Annotated in this window: 16 protein-coding genes; 8 read left to right on the top strand and 8 right to left on the bottom strand. The window is 62.3% G+C overall.

Translation table 11 applies throughout. The annotated features are described in order from the left end of the window. Window positions 1-16 precede the first annotated feature (16 nt). Together MUN23_RS00685 and MUN23_RS00680 are read left to right on the top strand one after the other, a co-directional pair. Window positions 17-1,942, top strand: a complete 1,926-nt coding sequence (locus tag MUN23_RS00685; protein WP_248761636.1) for a serine/threonine-protein kinase — start codon at window positions 17-19, stop codon at window positions 1,940-1,942. Between the two features lie 652 nt (window positions 1,943-2,594). Further along, a complete protein-coding gene (locus MUN23_RS00680) occupies window positions 2,595-2,963 on the top strand; it encodes a hypothetical protein (protein ID WP_248761634.1) in 369 nt (122 codons plus the stop codon). Window positions 2,964-3,075: 112 nt separating this feature from the next. On the opposite strand, the gene MUN23_RS00675 is transcribed toward MUN23_RS00680, so the two are convergent. Further along, complete coding sequence (locus MUN23_RS00675; protein WP_371875959.1) at window positions 3,076-3,378, bottom strand: integrase core domain-containing protein; 303 nt, start codon at window positions 3,376-3,378, stop codon at window positions 3,076-3,078. A gap of 164 nt (window positions 3,379-3,542) precedes the next feature. On the opposite strand from MUN23_RS00675, the gene MUN23_RS00670 reads away from it, so the two are divergent. Genes MUN23_RS00670 through MUN23_RS00660 form a run of 3 tightly spaced genes read left to right on the top strand, consistent with a single transcriptional unit; the run spans window position 3,543 to window position 6,741 of the window. Beyond that, window positions 3,543-4,748, top strand: coding sequence for a tyrosine-type recombinase/integrase (locus MUN23_RS00670; protein ID WP_248761632.1), 1,206 nt, complete (start codon window positions 3,543-3,545; stop codon window positions 4,746-4,748). Next, window positions 4,745-5,704, top strand: coding sequence for a tyrosine-type recombinase/integrase (locus MUN23_RS00665; RefSeq protein WP_248761631.1), 960 nt, complete (start codon window positions 4,745-4,747; stop codon window positions 5,702-5,704). Before MUN23_RS00670 ends, MUN23_RS00665 begins: the two co-directional genes overlap by 4 nt. Then, window positions 5,701-6,741: a tyrosine-type recombinase/integrase gene (locus MUN23_RS00660; protein ID WP_248761630.1), complete on the top strand. Its 1,041-nt coding sequence runs from the start codon at window positions 5,701-5,703 to the stop codon at window positions 6,739-6,741. Before MUN23_RS00665 ends, MUN23_RS00660 begins: the two co-directional genes overlap by 4 nt. Here MUN23_RS00660 and MUN23_RS00655 read toward each other — a convergent pair. Both MUN23_RS00655 and MUN23_RS00650 read right to left on the bottom strand, forming a co-directional pair. Further along, window positions 6,726-7,442, bottom strand: coding sequence for a DDE-type integrase/transposase/recombinase (locus MUN23_RS00655; protein ID WP_248761629.1), 717 nt, complete (start codon window positions 7,440-7,442; stop codon window positions 6,726-6,728). The two genes, MUN23_RS00660 and MUN23_RS00655, sit on opposite strands and share 16 nt — an antisense overlap. Before the next feature lie 20 nt (window positions 7,443-7,462). After that, entirely contained in the window at window positions 7,463-7,774 is a 312-nt protein-coding gene (locus MUN23_RS00650) for a transposase (protein WP_181032617.1), read from the bottom strand. A 720-nt stretch (window positions 7,775-8,494) separates the two neighbouring features. Between MUN23_RS00650 and MUN23_RS00645 the strand changes: the two genes are divergently transcribed. Next, window positions 8,495-8,908: a hypothetical protein gene (locus tag MUN23_RS00645; RefSeq protein WP_248761628.1), complete on the top strand. Its 414-nt coding sequence runs from the start codon at window positions 8,495-8,497 to the stop codon at window positions 8,906-8,908. Window positions 8,909-9,154: 246 nt separating this feature from the next. Here the strand turns inward: MUN23_RS00645 and MUN23_RS00640 are convergent, their stop codons facing one another. Continuing rightward, window positions 9,155-9,700 (bottom strand): chloramphenicol phosphotransferase CPT family protein, encoded by a 546-nt coding sequence (locus MUN23_RS00640; protein WP_248761627.1) that lies wholly within the window; start codon window positions 9,698-9,700, stop codon window positions 9,155-9,157. A gap of 696 nt (window positions 9,701-10,396) precedes the next feature. Here MUN23_RS00640 and MUN23_RS00635 point away from each other — a divergent pair. Then, the gene (locus MUN23_RS00635) at window positions 10,397-10,687 is read left to right on the top strand and encodes a hypothetical protein (protein ID WP_248761626.1); all 291 of its coding nucleotides are present in this window, start codon (window positions 10,397-10,399) and stop codon (window positions 10,685-10,687) included. 454 nt (window positions 10,688-11,141) lie between these two features. On the opposite strand, the gene MUN23_RS00630 is transcribed toward MUN23_RS00635, so the two are convergent. The 3 genes from MUN23_RS00630 to MUN23_RS00620 form a co-directional block, all read right to left on the bottom strand. Further along, window positions 11,142-11,651 (bottom strand): AAA family ATPase, encoded by a 510-nt coding sequence (locus tag MUN23_RS00630; protein ID WP_248761624.1) that lies wholly within the window; start codon window positions 11,649-11,651, stop codon window positions 11,142-11,144. Between the two features lie 215 nt (window positions 11,652-11,866). After that, window positions 11,867-12,355: a DUF6326 family protein gene (locus MUN23_RS00625; RefSeq protein ID WP_248761623.1), complete on the bottom strand. Its 489-nt coding sequence runs from the start codon at window positions 12,353-12,355 to the stop codon at window positions 11,867-11,869. Between the two features lie 97 nt (window positions 12,356-12,452). Further along, window positions 12,453-13,493: an NAD(P)-dependent alcohol dehydrogenase gene (locus tag MUN23_RS00620; protein ID WP_248761622.1), complete on the bottom strand. Its 1,041-nt coding sequence runs from the start codon at window positions 13,491-13,493 to the stop codon at window positions 12,453-12,455. A 123-nt stretch (window positions 13,494-13,616) separates the two neighbouring features. On the opposite strand from MUN23_RS00620, the gene MUN23_RS00615 reads away from it, so the two are divergent. Then, a complete protein-coding gene (locus tag MUN23_RS00615) occupies window positions 13,617-14,291 on the top strand; it encodes a TetR/AcrR family transcriptional regulator (protein ID WP_248761621.1) in 675 nt (224 codons plus the stop codon). Window positions 14,292-14,718: 427 nt separating this feature from the next. Here MUN23_RS00615 and MUN23_RS00610 read toward each other — a convergent pair whose 3' ends face one another. Beyond that, window positions 14,719-15,786, bottom strand: a complete 1,068-nt coding sequence (locus MUN23_RS00610; protein WP_248761620.1) for a hypothetical protein — start codon at window positions 15,784-15,786, stop codon at window positions 14,719-14,721. Between the last annotated feature and the right edge of the window lies 1 nt (window position 15,787).

Genomic DNA, 15,787 nt, shown 5'->3' with positions numbered 1-15,787 from the left:
CCGCTAGACATGAGTCATGGATGATTTCACTGCCCCCGTGGTTCCCGGGTTCCTGGTGGGCCGCGTGCTGGGCCGCGGCGGAAGTTCAACCGTGTGGCTGGTTACGGACGAAAGGTCCGGCCGCGAGTTTGCGCTGAAATGCCTCGGTGCAGGGCACAGCAGCGCGACCGGTCCCGGCGAAGGCAGGGACACCGGGGCCGACGCCGAGGAGGCCATCCGCCGTGAAATCCGCATTCTTTCTGTCCTTGACCACCAGCACCTCATCAAAGCCCACGACGCCCTCCGTCTTCGCGAGCCTGCCGGATCAGCAGTGACGGCTGGAGGGACAGTAGGGCTGCTGCTGGATTACGCGCCCGGTGGTTCCCTCGGAGAGTTGGTTGGCAGCAGGGCCAAGCTCACCATCGGGGAGACGGTCACCGTGCTCACCCCTATTGCTCAGGTACTTGGCTACCTGCACGGCCAGGGGTTCACCCACGGTGACGTATCGCCCGGGAACGTCCTCTTTACAGGCCATGGCAAGCCAATGCTGTCCGACGTCGGCATCGCCAGGATGGTGGGTGATGTTTCGGCAGTGCCGGACCATGGCACCCCGGGGTTCATGGATCCGGCGCCGGTGGACGCCGTGAGGGCGGGGCTGCAGCCGGAACGCGACGTTTACTCGGTGGCGGCGCTGGGGTGGTACTGCCTTACGGGCCAGCCGCCACGCCGTACCGCCGACCGTCCGCCTCTTTCCCTCCTGCTCCCTGACGTTCCAGTCGAGCTGGCCGCGGCCTTGGAGGCTGGCCTTAATGAGGACCGGCGGCTCCGGCCCACGGCTGTTGAGCTGGCGACGGCGGTCTACCGCAGTGCCCCGCCGCTGCCGGTGGACCTCGCGTCCTCCGTCCACGCCACGGTTATCCCGCAGCTACTGACGCGGCGCCCCGTCCCGGAACATCCCGGCGGCGCGCTGCGGAATGGTCTCCGGGCCTGGCGGCGCCGGATCTCGACGTCGCGTTGGTCCGGGGTGGTGGGGGTGCGGCAGGTCCTTCCGTTCCCGGCTGGGGAGAACGCGGAGATGCCCGTGGTGGGCGCACTGGAGCCCCGGGCAACAGAGGCCAGCGCACCAGCGGCAAGCCGCGTCAGCGCAATGGTCCAGGCTGTCGACGGGGAAAGGTCGGCGCAGCGCGGCAGGCATGCCGTGGAACCTGGCCCGAAGGATCACGAACAAATCCCCGGGGCGAAGCGTCGGACGGTGGCGTGGCAGAAGGTGGTGGGCCCCGGACCAAACCGGCGCGGCGGGCGTGTGGCGATTGCCGGACGCAATCGGGGCACGGTGCTGCTGGCGGTGGGAACCGGGGCCATCGTGGCGGGAGCCATCTGGGCCGCTGGCGCCTTTGGGCCGGACGGGCCGTGGGCGGTGCCCGGCGGACCAGGGGCGGTCGCTGCCAGTGCCGGCGACAGGACCGGCGCACGGGCAGAAGCGGAGAGTGCGGAGACCGGCGAGGTAGTCACCGGCGAGCTGGACACCATGCTCGCCGCCGCAGGAGTCCCGGCCGACGCCGCGGCCCAGCTGGACTCGGCGGACCCGCTCGAAGCAGTCCGGGGATTGGCCGCCGTGAGGTCCCTGGCCTTCAGCTCCGGCCGGCTGGAGCTGCTGGATCTGGTTAATGCCCCGGGATCGGCGGCCTCTGCCGCGGATGCAGGCCTTAAGGCCGAGCTCCAGGAGTCAGGCCACGTCCTGGCCGGATTCACGAGTTCCGTAGCGGATCTGCAGGTCCAGCCCGGCAGTCCCTCCGGCCAGGTTGTTGTCAGTGTCACGTCAGCCACGTCGCCCTATGAGGAAAGGGACGCTTCCGGAGCGATCGTGGCGGCCGGCGCCCCTGCAGCCGCCCAGAACCTCAGACTGGTGCTGGTCTCCGTTGACGGCCGGTGGCGGATTACGGACGTCCTGCCTGGGTCCTGACGATTTGCCTCAGCACGCTGCCTCAGCTGTGATTTTCCGAAGTCGGCTTCACGGAATGTCCAAAGTCGTCTGCACCAACTCACGCCTGGTCCTAGTGAATCCCCTCTGGGGAATCCTCTACGGGGCAGTTCCGCCGGCCTGTCATCGTTGCCCTGACTGAGGAGACTGCCGAATCCTCGCCAAAGCTGTCGCCTGAGCGGACTCGTTGACCAGGAACAGCGGGCGCGGACCATTGGCTTATTGGCGCGTATAGTTCAGGATTTGAGAATCTGGACAGGGCGCATCAGCAGGTTTTCATAGGCGTCCTGTCGGCGTTTTGTGCTTCGGGGAAGTAGAAGACGATGAGCGGGATTGACGATCTCATGGCTGAGTCGAACGACCGCTGGGCACATGCCATAAGAAGAGCCTAGGGCATTGAAGACTACGGCCTGGGGGAGGCTGTGAAGACCTATTTCACGCGCTACTTCCCGGCGGGACTGTTCCTGGTGGCGGTCGGGACCGCGGCCGGAGTCTTAGGTCTCCGTGGCACGCTGTCGGACTGTCCGACATTCTGGCGATCGGGTCCCTGCTTGCGGTGCTGGGTGCCGTGGTTGGTGGGCTGGTCTATAAAGCGAAAAGAGTGGTACCCGCGGCCAAATCGGGGAAGGTCAACGTGCTGCTTTCCCTGGAAAGCGAGGAACAAAAGCAGGTCCGGCGTCAGATTGCAGGGAAGGCACCCATAGATTCGGAGCATCTTTCGGTTACCCGGGCTGCGGCGGTGCAACTGCGAAAAGGGCTCGCCACCCAACTGGTCCTTGCACCGTTCTATCCGCTCATCTTCATTCCTCAAGCAGTCAACTTTGCCCTGCTCGGTGACACACTTTCCACATGGCTGATGGCACTTGGCGTGGGAGCGATAGTGATCGCGATTGGGCTCCTCGTCCGTGACTTCCGGCGGGCGGGCCGGTTCCTGACGCACACACAGCGGAGAAGACAGCCCCAGACAACGCGCCGCTTTAATGTTCCAAAAGCCGAACGCTAACGGGACGTTCTGTTCGATCCCAACTGTCCTCTAGTGGAATCACCCTAACCGTGAACCGTCCCGGGAATCATGCCGCCTGTTTGTTGGCGGCGGCGTCGGGTAACGAGCCGGTTTATAGATCATAATATGTCTGCTCGTATTCCTTTGGCGTCTGGTGATCCAGGGCGGAATGCAGTCGTTCGTTGTTGTACCAGTGGACCCACTCGAAGACGATCTCGATCACGTCGGTTTCGGTCTTCAACGCCCCGGCGCGGAACGGTGAATCCTTCGCGACTGCCTCGTTCTTGAACAGCCCCATCACCGTCTCGGCGGCTGCATTGTCATACGCATCACCGGCGCTGCCAATGGACGGCTGCAGGCCCTCCAGGGCCAGGGTGTCGGTGTAACGGATGGAGGTTGTACTGGCTTCCCGCATCGCTGTTAAGCCGAATTCGGCTTAACAGCGATTATGCCGAGAAAAGCGTTAAGCCGAGGTTGGGGAGTTTGCCCTTGTGGTTCGGGGGTCGCGTGCCTGTTCCTCGGCTTAATGTTTCCGCCTAACCTGCGTTGTATCCATGCTCCCAGCGGAAGGACAAGGCAATGGATACGACAGTCACGGCTATCGGAGATGTCGTTGTGGCCGCGTTGGAAGACGCTGGCTATATGCAGTCCACGATCGGCCAGTTACGCAAGTCCATCAAGTGGCTGGGGTTTCTGGCCAAGAAACAGGATTTCGTCTACACAAGCGAGTTGGGTGCGGAATTCGCCTCGATGACGACGAGCCCGCGGACCGGGCGGTACAGTGCCCAGCGCCGTACCGATTACGGCCGGTTGGTGTGGTTATTTGACTCGTACCTGCTTACCGGCGCCGTGGATCTTTCCATGAGACCCCGGGGGAGGCAGAAGGAAAAGCCCAGCAGCCTGGAATTCTCCAAGCTACTGGCTGCATGGTCCCAGGAGATGGGGCAGCGTGGCCTCGCGCGTTCCACACAAGATTGTTTCGGTTCGTTGGCCTGCGAGTATCTGATCTTCTTGGAGGCGGCCGGGATTTCCTCGTGGGCTGCCGCCGACGGGTCCAGCGTCCTGGGATTTCTCGAGTCCCTTCGAAGCCGGTGGGCTGATTCGAGCATGTGGTCGGCGGTGGCCAGCTTCCGCCCGTTCCTGAAATTCACGTCCCGCACGGATCTGCTTGATGCGCTGGCCTTGGCCCGGGCCAAGCGTCACCACGAGATTGTTCCCTTGCTTGATGCCGGAGTTGAACGGAAAGTTGTTGACGGCTGCCGGCAAGGTTTGGTGTCGTCACGGGATGCGGCGATTGCCTTGCTCTCGTTGTCCACCGGGTTGCGTGCGTGCGATATCCGCGGCCTGCGGCTGGTGGACATTGATTGGCGGGGCGGCACGATAGGGCTCGTGCAGCAAAAGACCGGCAACCCGTTGACTCTGCCGTTACCGCCACTGGTCCTGGCCAAGCTTGCGCACTACGTGCTTGACGAGCGGCCGGTCTCCGATGAGGAAGAGGTGTTCTTGCGGCTGAAGGCCCCGCATGTTGCCTTGGCTGACCATGCTGCGATTTACGTGATCGTCAACAAGGTCTTTCGTGCGTCCGGGGTGGAGGATGGGAAGGTTGGAACGCGGGTCCTTCGCTACAACGCGGCGTCCAGGCTGTTGCGGGCGGGCACCGCGTTGCCGACGATCTCGGCGATCCTCGGCCATGCCCACAGTGACTCGACCAATGTGTATCTGAGTGCGGATATCGAACGATTGCGCTCGTGTGTCCTTCCGCTGCCGGAAGGGGCATTGCGATGAGCACGTACGGATTCACCAGTGTTTTTGCCGGGGAACTGACGCGGTATCTTGCCTTCAAGCAAAGTATGGGCTGCTACGGCGATTCGCGCATCTGGTATCTGCGCAGCTTCGACACCTACTGCACGGAACACGAAGTGGCGTCTTTTGACCAGCAGGCCATCGAGGGCTGGGTCATGTTCAAGAAGTCATCCCAGCCGGGGTCCAGCCCGTCCTGGATGTCATACATCAGGGATTTTGGCCGTTGGATGCGGACCCACGGGGACCCCGAAGCGTATGTGCTTGCCGAGTCCTGGAAGAGCGGGTTCTCCCACTCCCAGCCCTATTTGTTGAGCCGCGAAGAAATCTCGTTGTTCTTCCAATCCGCTACTGAGCTGGAGACCAGTTCGCCGTGGAAATGGCAGTCCGTCGCGTTTTTTGCGCTGATGCATTCGTGCGGGCTTCGGACCTGCGAAACCCGCAGGTTACAACCCCGGGATGTTGACCTCGATAAAGGGGAAATCGATGTGCTGTGGTCCAAGGGCAACAGGGGCCGGCGCCTGCCAATCACCGGCCAGGTCATCGACGTCCTCGCCGACTGCGACCGGATATCCCGCAGAAAGTTCGGGCAACAGCGTCCCGGGTTCTTCGTCTCCTCGACCCCAGCCCCGGTCTCGCCGGCTTCGATAGGGGTGACGTTTAACCGGATCTGGGATCAAGCCGGGTTGCCAAGGGCAGTTGGTGGCAGACAGCCTCATCCCTACTCCTTCCGCCACCATTTCGCCTACGCCAACATCGAACGATGGATGGCCGAAGGCACCGACGTCAATGCGATGATGCCCTACCTCGCCCGATATATGGGGCATGCGTCGCTGGACAGCACCTTCTACTACATCCACACATCGCCGGACTTCATGGAAGGCTACGCGACGCTCACCCACGACGGCCAAGGTGTGTTTCCCGAGGTGGGATTCGAATGAAACGCAGAACGCACGAACCGACCCCCGACTTCTGGGGTTACGCCCGGAACTACCTGCACGACTTCTTGCCCAACGTCAGGGAAATGGCGCCGCGCAGTATTGAGGCGTACCGGATCAGTCTGGAAAGCTACGTCCATTACCTGGTCATGCAGAAGCAGGTCCGTCGCCAGGAGATCGGCTTTGACCACTTCGACGGGCAGGTCCTCAAGGACTGGATGGTCTGGATGCGGCAAACCAACGAATACGTCCCCGCAACCATCGGCCTGCGCCTGAGCGCCGTCAAGGCCTTCCTGAATTTCGCGTCTGCGGAAGATCTCACCCTAGTCGCGGTTTACCAAGCTGCCAAGAACATCAAGGCACCGGCCACACCGCGCAAACCCATCGAATACCTCCAAGAGAACGAGACGGCAGCGATTCTCGCCGCCTATGACGGCAAGGACGTGAAGTCACGTCGGAACCGCATGCTGCTCATCCTGCTCTACGACAGCGGCGCGCGCGTCGGCGAGATCACCGCGCTAACCATTGACGACCTGGCACTGGCAAGACCGGCCCACCTGACCCTCACGGGGAAACGGGACAAGAGCCGCGTCGTCCCCCTCGGAGAAAAGACCGTTGAACACCTGAAGGTCTATCTCGACGAGTTCCACCCGAAACGCGCAAACCGGCCCGCGACCCGGCCCCTGTTCTATACCTTCCACCGCGGTCAACCAACTGCCCTTTCCAGCGACACCGTCGCCGCGGTGCTCAAGAAAGCCGGGGACCTCGCCCGCGAACGGTGCCCTTCGATCCCGGGAAATCTCCACTGCCACATGCTGCGGAAGACCAAGGCCATGGACCTCTACAAGCAAGGCATACCGTTGCCGATCATCATGCAGCTGCTCGGACACGAAAGCATGAGCACCACCTCGGCGTTCTATGCCTTCGCCACCCTCGACATGATGCGGGCAGCAATGAATGCCGCCACCCCGGCAATCAGCGACATGAGCATCGACGTGCTCAGTGACGACGAACTTCAACTGCTCTACACACTGAAATAGCACGAAACGTTAAGCCGAGAAACAGCGCGGCGACCCCCGAACCACAAGGGCAAACTCCCCAACCTCGGCTTAACGCTTTTCTCGGCATAATCTGAGTGGTGAATCAGTCCCGCCGGTGCCGGGCGCCCGGTGTGTTCGCGCCGCCACAGTGCCATCCGCAGGCAGTGTTCGACGAACGCGGTGTCCTTGACGGTGGAGGTTTCCCAGCCGACGATCGCCCGGGAGTACAGGTCGATGACCAGGGCGACGTAGACGAATCCGGAGTAGACCGGGACGTAGGTGAAATCAGTGACCCAGACCTGGTTCGGGGCCGGGGCGGTGAAGTTCCGGTTCAGCAGGTCGCCGGCGCGGCGTCCGTCCTTGCCGGGGATGGTGGTGCGGGTCTTGCGGCCTCTGATGAGGCCGTTCATGCCCTCCTCGCGCATGAGCCGGTCCACGGTGTGTTTGGAGGCTTCCGGGAAGCCGTTACGGCGCAGCCACTGCGTCATTTTCCGCCGTCCGTAGATGATCTCGGGCCGGGGGCGTCCCTTCGCATCGGGGACTTTCAAACTGCGGAGCGCGTCGGTGATGCGGGCGTCTTCGATGGTGCGCAGGGCTGGCAGGCGTTTCTTCCACGCCCGGTAGGTTCGTGCGGCGACCTGCACGCCCTGCTCCCGCAGGACGGCACAGATCGACTCGACCGCATAACCTTCAGCGCGCATTTCGTCGATGAATCGACAGATCAGCGGCGGCGAGGGTCGAGCTCCCTCGCGAAGAAAATCGAGGCCTGTTTGAGGATCTCGTTGGACTCTTTCAAGTCCCGCACCTCAGCCCGGAGCCGTTTGATTTCTTCCAGCTCGTCACTGCTCGGTCCGGTCTTCTCACCGGCATCGACCTGGGCCTGGACAACCCAGCGGCGCAGCGATTCAGGACCGACGCCGAGCTTCGGAGCCAGTGCCTTGCAGGCAGCATAAACAGACGGATATTCGGACAATCGATCCATGGTCATGCGCACTGCACGATCACGGACTTCGGGCGGGAACTGCTTGGGCATAGTCACTATCTTTCTCAAAGAAGATAGCGGCATCAAACCCGGGACGGTTCACCGTGCTTTCGTTGACTTATACAGCTTCATCTGGGGGTCATATGAAACGCCATCTGGATTCCAGGAATGCTCGCCAGGTCCTTGCTGTCTCACTTGCGACAGTTGCTTCCTTGGTTCTCCTACTGGTTCCCATGCACACCCAGGTAAAAGTAACGTCTCGTGGGCCGGAGCAGGTTAGCCATCCGACCCTGCTTGAGACAGTAGGGCCGTCCACCTTCGTGTCGTTGCTCATCCCCGTGGCCCTGACCGCGCTCCCACTCCTGCTACGAGGGCGTATGCGGACTCCAGTGTCGGTCGCGACTACTGTCGCTCTTGTTGTCTTCGTACTCATCGGCTCCGCAAGCATCGGCTGGTTCTACGTCCCAGCCCTCGCCGCGGCCGTAGCAGCCGTTGTTGCCTCTATGGGCAGCCACACAAGGCTCCAAGTCCGCCTTAACTAATCGGCCCCAATCGAATTACTCTGCTGGCTAGCCCAACGACCTCGGGCCTGATCGATGGCGTCGGGCGTTACGCGGCGAAGACATCGACCAACTGATCCTGCTGTCGTGTCGCGATAGACGAACCCTGAACGGTCACATTCCGCGGATCGGCTGAAGTATCTGGACCATGCGCACCGTGTCTCCGCACCCACTCCGGTCGCTCTCCGGACTTAGGGATATGGTGACGACCATGCGCAATCTGGGATGTGCCGTCTTTGTCGCGATATTCGCCGTGCTCACTTTGGCTCTCAGCGGCTGTGACAGGACTTTCGATCCGGACATGAGGCAGCGCGATTCAACAGCTAAGGCCGTCATCGCTGCTGCAATGGATGATGACCGGCCAAAGCTGCTGGATCTTGCAGCCGTTGACATGACGGAGCGGGAAGCGGCTGCCGATCGGCTGATTGTCAAAGCAAGCAATCTCACGACTACTGGCTATGAGGTCCAGTACAAGGAGCACCACGGCGCGCCCGACAACTACATAGTCACGGCAACCGATGACCAAGGCAGGGACCTCGTATTTGAGCTCGACTGGCACGAGGCGAAATGGCAGCTGATCCTGGGAACAGCAGGCCCGCCAAAGTCACCGGCGACATCGCCATAGGGGAACGTGCAACGGACATTCTCGCGTTTCAATCTTTTGACTGATAGAACGCCGCAGGATTCATGGGACCTGGGCGGTCACCGACAGTTGCCCAGCCCACAATAATCGCCACCACAATGACCACCAGCAGTAGGGCGGCAATGAGGATTCAGCGAGGTTTCATACGTGCAGCCTACTCGGCACGCATCAGGTTCTATCGTGCGATCAGAGGCTCAAAATACCCTCCACCGTCCCGGATGTGATCCCTTAGCAGGCGAAAGCCTCAAGCCAGAGCTGGCGCGCGATGTCGCGTGCGCACCCTTCCGTTGAGTTATGCGTGGTGTCGACCTCGACCTCGACGTCGTAAACAACTCCGGCGTGCACGCTCAGGGCTTGTTGTCGCGCCATCCCTTCCACGCGGTCGAGGCGTCCTGCCTCGCGGGATGCGGCGACGTCCGGGTCGCAGCGCACGCCTACCCAAATCAGCTCCATGTCGCTAAACGCTGTCCGAAGACGTTCCTGACCCGCTCTGCCTGACAGAAGGACCTCATCGAGGATCAGATGAGCCCCTGCGCGGGCCATGGCGCTGAGTCCGGTGTACCAGCTGCGTTCCAAGGCCCGATGCTCAGCACTGAAAGTGATGGTGCCGTCCTGCTCGAAGGTGATTCCCGCGCGCGGGCTGTCACCCCCAGCAGGCAGTGCGTCGATGAAAGTGTCGACGCCGAAAGTCAACCAGATGCCCGGGAGGATTTCCTGAAGAGTCCGAGCAATTGAAGATTTGCCGGAGCTTGAGCCGCCGTTCAGTACGATCACTTGGGGATTCTGACTGTTAGACACCCGGCGAGCCTAGTACGGAAATCAGGATCAGGGCCCGTCTCGTAAACCGGTCCCTCACCGGTGCAATCCTTTCTCAAAATTTTCGGACCTCGATCGCCGCGCTTCCGCGGCCGGACCTGTGACTCGCAGCGATAAATGGCGGTCTTTTCGCAGCGCTATTTGTCATCCTCAAGCCCCCGCGAGGGGATCCTCCAACGGACGTTTACAGGGCGACCTCTGGAGTGGATGTTGCTTTTCCGTCGTACACCTTCACAAGGGGATGGGCGGGTGGAATGCTGAGGGCACTTGCTCAGCCTTACGCGGTAGCGGACATTGGGGGAAACTGTAATGCAACGGAACCAGCCGCGGTTGTGGCAGTACGCAGTTCCTCTCTTATTTACTGCCGTGCTGCTGACATCCTGCGGTGATATGAAGACAGGCGGGCCGGGAACCGCCGTACCCGTCTCCGTCGAATCCCCCACGTCCACCAGTGCTCCTGGTTCCATCACTACTTCGCAGCCCCAAGAATCGTGTGCGGTGTTTCTACCGTCGGCCCCGTGCACGAAATACACGGGCATCTCGGGAACCGCGAACAACCAAGACCTCCCGTGGGTAGCCTCCGGGGGCGTTATTGCGCAGTTGGCCACCGTAAACGGCGAACTTTGGCTGGCCGTGACAACCAGATGCGCACCCATGAGCGGGCCAGGGACAATCACCGGCACCACGCTCACCGTCAAGAACATCGCAATCGGCGCGAGCGGATGCACCGACAATGCGGGCGAGCAGCAGCAGTCGGTGCAGGAATTCCTGAAACGGCCAATTGAGCAAACCTTCAGCGACGGGACTCTCACCTGGAAGAGCGGAACTGACACACTCAACTTCAGCAAGATGACGGGCGGACCGGGAACTGCCGAGCCCACGGCGAACTCCACCAGCTCAATCCTTGGTTCTACCAGTAGCCCCATTCCAGGCGGTGGCCGGTAGCGTGCGTTGACTGGGTTCGGTTCGATACCCCGCAAGACCAATACGACAACGCCGGCGTGGTGCTCATTGGAAAGTCCGTAAGCCGGGTCGGCGAAACAAGCATCTACGGTCACAAGGCCACAACCCACCTTGTAGAAGTCGAACAGGTACTCAAAGGGGATCCCGGCAGCGGGAACCTCCACATCTCCTCCATGCCCCCGACCTGCACTGGAGACGAGTCCTACCCAGGCGGCGATCCGCTCGATCCCAATCAGAGAGTGATCATTTTCGCCGCTAAGCAGGGCGGCGAGTGGTTCACCACGACCCCCGCACAAGGAGTCTTGCCTTTCCCCCGGAACTCGGAGCTTCCCTTTCACCAGTAAGCCCAGCCCTTGCCCACGAACTCCGATCATTCCCTTAGCTACCGCTAGGGGATCCTTCGCCGGGACGCCCCAAAGTGCAGGCGCGGGCGGGATTAGTCCCAGCCGGCAGCTCGCCGAACAGCCGCTGCCAGCTCAAAGGGTGGAATGTCGGACGAATCTAGTACCACGTCATCTATGTCTGCAGCTTCAAGAACGTTTGTAAGTTTGCCGACCCGATCCAGATGCCAGAGCAGAGCTTCAGGATCGTCGCGATGGCGGAAGCGCAGACGTGACTCCAGCACGTCTGAACGAGCCACTAGACGGCAGACAAACATTCCCTCAGAACCGAGTGCGTCAACGTAGCGGGGTACTTCGGCTTCTATCTCAATGACCCCTGCAATAATGAACCGCTTTGCGCCCGCAGCCCGATAGTTGTCCGTGAGGCTTTGGAGATTGAGCAGCTCGAGTTCGTGGTTAAACCGGTCCGAAGTCGGCGCGGGGCTCAGCCTACGAATTGCGTCCAGATCGATGACGGCATGACTTCCCTGTTCACCCGCGCTAAGCGCGTCCGCGAGGGTTGACTTTCCGACGCCGACGGTTCCATTCACGAAGATCGAGTCCATGACCCGATCTTCTCAGGGAGCGCAGGATCTTTGCCTGACGCCGCGTCCGCTAAAGGATCCCCAACTGGGACGCATGTCGATTAACCGGACCCGTTCAGCGGCGGACACCGGACCGTTCGTGAGCAGGTTCTCTGCGCATACCGCGACTGAGCTGGTCACGGTCGGCCCGGTGTCCGCGGCGGCGGGCTTCACGCCGTAGGACTTTACACGGATACCTACTGTCGAAGGTCCTGTCGAAGGTCGGTCGTCGCGGGACCGGCTGGGACGGCGGGGGTGCGGGGCCAGGTCCAGGCGGAGCGCAGGATGAAGGCCAGGATCAGCACCTCGACTCCGATGGTGAGGCCGTAGTAGAAGGCCCATTCCCAGGACGCCCCTGCCGCGTTGAACACGCAGACGGGGATGTACAGCGATGCCACGACGAGGTTCGTGGCGCGGTTCACACGGGCGGGCAGCGTCATGGAGAGCATCACCATCAGGGTCGGGATCGCTATGACCGCGAAGAAAATGGTCAACAATGTCCCGCTGATGTCGAACACAAAGATGTCGCCACCCCGAATTTCGTCGATTTCGCCGGGCTGGTAGAGGTGGAAGTAGTCGATGTAGATGACGAGGAACATGAAGCTGGTCCAGGCGGCGGCGAGCTTGGCCTGCACGGGGATCGGCGGGTTATCGAGCAGGTTTGGGGTGTTCGTTCGGATGGTCATCGTTTTCTTCTTTCGGGAGGAGTGGTCCGTCCGCCGGAGTGGCGGCAGGTCTGGGCGTGCATACATACGGGTTGGGTCGTTCTCGTCGGTACGATCGTCAGACGGTGATCACGACCTTCCCTCGGGTGTGGCCAGCCGCGACGTAGCGGAGGGCGTCGGCTGCTTCGTCGAGGGGGTAGGTGCGGTCGATGACGGGCGTGACCTGCCCGGTCGTGAGCAGGTCGGCCAGGGTGAGCAGGTCCTGGCGCTTCCCGACCGACAGGAAGGGCTTCAGCTGCTGGCGGGTGAACCCGGACAGCACGCGCGCTTTGACGATCCGACTGATGGGGCCGAGCCAGCGGCCGCCGCGTCCGCTGTTGGGGATGAGGGTGCCGGTGGGCATCAGCGCTCGGCAGACAGCCGCCAGGGGCTGGGCTTCCACGTTGTCGAGGATGACGTCGTAGCGCTTCTCGTTGCGGGTGAAGTCGGTCCTCGTGTAGTCAACGACGTGGTCGGCACCGAGCGACCGGACCAAGTCGACGTTGCGGGTGCTGCACACACCCGTCACCTCGGCGCCAAACGCCTTGGCGATCTGTACGGCGAAGGAGCCCACGCCGCCCGACGCGCCCGTGACCAGCACCGTCTGGCCCGGTCGGACGTTCGCGATCTCGCGCAATGCCTGCAACGCCGTCATGGCCGACGTGGGCACCGCTGCCGCGTCCACGACCGACAGGTTGGCAGGCACGGACACGAGGTTGTCCGCCGGGACGCAGGCGTACTCCGCGAGCGTTCCAGCGGTGCTCCAACCGAACACCTCGTCGCCGGGGCGGAGAGCGGTGACATCCTTCCCGACCGCTGCCACCACGCCGGCGAGGTCCCTGCCAGGGATGCCGTGGCGCGGCCGGCGGAACCCGAACGCCAGGCGCACCACGTACGGTTCACCGGTCATGACGAAGTAGTCGCCGGGATGTACCGAGGCCGCGCCCACCTGGACGAGCACATCGCCTGGACCGGGCAGCGGTAGCCCTATCTTGGACGACTCGAGCACCGAGGGCGGGCCGTAGTGGTGCTGGACGGCGGCCTGCATCGTCACCGCCCCGGGCGGACTCGCCCCCAGCACCAGGCGTGCTGCGGCATTCGATCGCTGTTCGATTCCCACAGAGGTCTCCTCACGTCCGAGCTGCGACTCGCTGGCTCGTACACCGTACGTCGTACGCTGTACTATGATCGTGATCGTACGATGTACTAATGTCAAGCGTTCGAGAGAGCGAGAGGAGATTCCATGTCTGCGAGGGAACAACGCCAGGTCGCGTCAGACGCGCGGCTGAGCAAGCAGCGGGTGGTGGTCGAGGCGGTCCGGCTCGCCGACCGCGAGGGGGTCGACGGGCTGAGCATGCGCCGGCTGGCTGGCGCGCTCGGCGCGGGCGCGATGTCGCTCTACCACTACGTGGCGAGCAAGGAGGAGTTGCTGGACGCCATGATCGACATCGTGTTCGAGGAGATCGAGTTCCCGCCCGAAGAGGCCGACTGGCAGTCGGCGATGCGACGGCGGGCGGTATCCGCCCGACAGGTTCTCGCACGCCACCGGTGGGCGATCGGCCTGCTGGAGTCGCGGACATCGCCGGGGCCCGCGAACCTCCGCCACCACGAAGCGGTCACCGCCTGCCTGCGGAGGGCTGGCTTCCCGGTCTTGATGGCGACGCACGCCAACTGGTTGCTCGACAGCTATGTCTACGGTTTTGCCCTGCAGGAAGCCAGCCTGCCGTTCGACACAGCCAATGAGTTCGCGGACATGGCCGAGGACGTCTTCCTGCCCCAGCTTCCTCCTGACGAGTTCCCCTACCTCAACGAGTCCGCCGCGGCGCTCGTCGCTTCCGGCTACGACCCGGCAGAGGAGTTCATCTTCGGCCTCGACCTCGTCCTAGCCGCCCTCGAGCCCCTAAGAGCCTCCGCATAGCGACGCTCACGAACCGTGCCCGTAAGCCGGTCGATCACCGTGCCGCCGGAAGCTTGCCGACACGTTCCGCGCAGTTGCTGTGTGAATCGCAGCGGTAAATGGCGTTATTTTCGCAGCGCTAAAAGGCACGTTTGGTGCCGTTCAGCTGCTGCAGCACGGCCTCCCCGCACTGTCAGAAGGTCGGGCGGTCTGCTCCGTCGACTGTCTTGTAATGCCAGGGATTCGAGACGCAACCGCGACACACCCTGCGCCTCGTATGGCCCTCAATATCTGGCGATTCGTGCTGCCTCCAGTGGTGTTTTGACCTGCATCTCCTTTGCATCCAAGCGGGATGGTGCGCAAGGGCCCGGGCACTCTGCCCAGGCCCTTGGGCATGCATGGCTGCCTGACCTCAACGCTTTTGGGAGGGATGGTTAGCCCGGGTCTCTTAGTTGAGTGGAAGTCCGAAGTGGTAGGTGTAGCCCGTCGTGTTCATGGACTTGAATGGTCCCTCGCATTTTCCCGATACCGCCGAGCAAACCGAGATACCTGGACCGATCAGGGCCAACTCTTCAGGCCCGGCCCAGCCGTAGCGCTGCTGGAAACCGCGCCCGATCTTGACTGCTGCCCCGGTCGCAGTCTCGACAATCAGGTCATAGGCCGGGGCGTACCAAAAGTGGCCACCTGGGCTGAGGCCACTGCCGAAAGTCGTTCGGTCTCCATAGGAAGAGTGGACCGATGACAAGACGGTTCCGTCAGCGTTCTCGAAATCGATGCGATCCTCCCTCTCCACCGCCCAAATGTCTCCACTGACATCGGCAACGGGCCGGTCGCTCAGTTGAGGAGCTTCGCCGGCGGCCCACCGCCAAACCCACACATCCCCCGCGGCCCCTCCACCGGGCGAGGTTGCGTAGTAGACAGCGGCATCATCGATTGATCCGTAAACCACACTTTTTTCGGCGGCTAGAGACGGGATCGCTGCGTGGGCGAGCACCTCCCCGGTGCTTGGACGCACGACGACGATGTCCCCGCTGTATTCGCCCCTTTGGACCCAAGAGACCAGGTCATGGCTGGGGTTACCGACTATGTCCCGAATGTCCCGAAACTCACCCCATTGACGGCCCGCGCGGGTTTCTTTGGGTTCCAGCCAGCCGAGCCTCCTGATGCTGTTTTCCCAGTCTGCCCAAACAAGCCTCGATGTCTCGGCATCCACATAGACCACACCAGTGGAAGTCGTTGTGAATGACGCCACGCGAGCCGGTGGCCATCTGTTTTCCCCGACATATAGGTTTCCCGCATCGGTGTAGAACAGGGCATCAGGGCCCCAGCCTTCGCGTGGGGCAACAGATAATTCAGATTCCGAAGTCGAAGGCACCGGAAAGGCCGAACCGGGAAGCGGTTGCTCCCCATCCGGCTCCTCATAGGTGCAGCCGCCGACCCAAAACGCCAATCCCAGGCTGACAATGAGCGCCGCTACCCGCTGACGCCCTGATTTACGACACACCCCGCTGCTCACT

It is taken from the genome of Pseudarthrobacter sp. SSS035, assembly GCF_023273875.1.
Lineage (GTDB): Bacteria > Actinomycetota > Actinomycetes > Actinomycetales > Micrococcaceae > Arthrobacter.
Note: the sequence above shows the minus strand (reverse complement) of the source record. Positions and strands in the feature narration are given on the sequence as shown.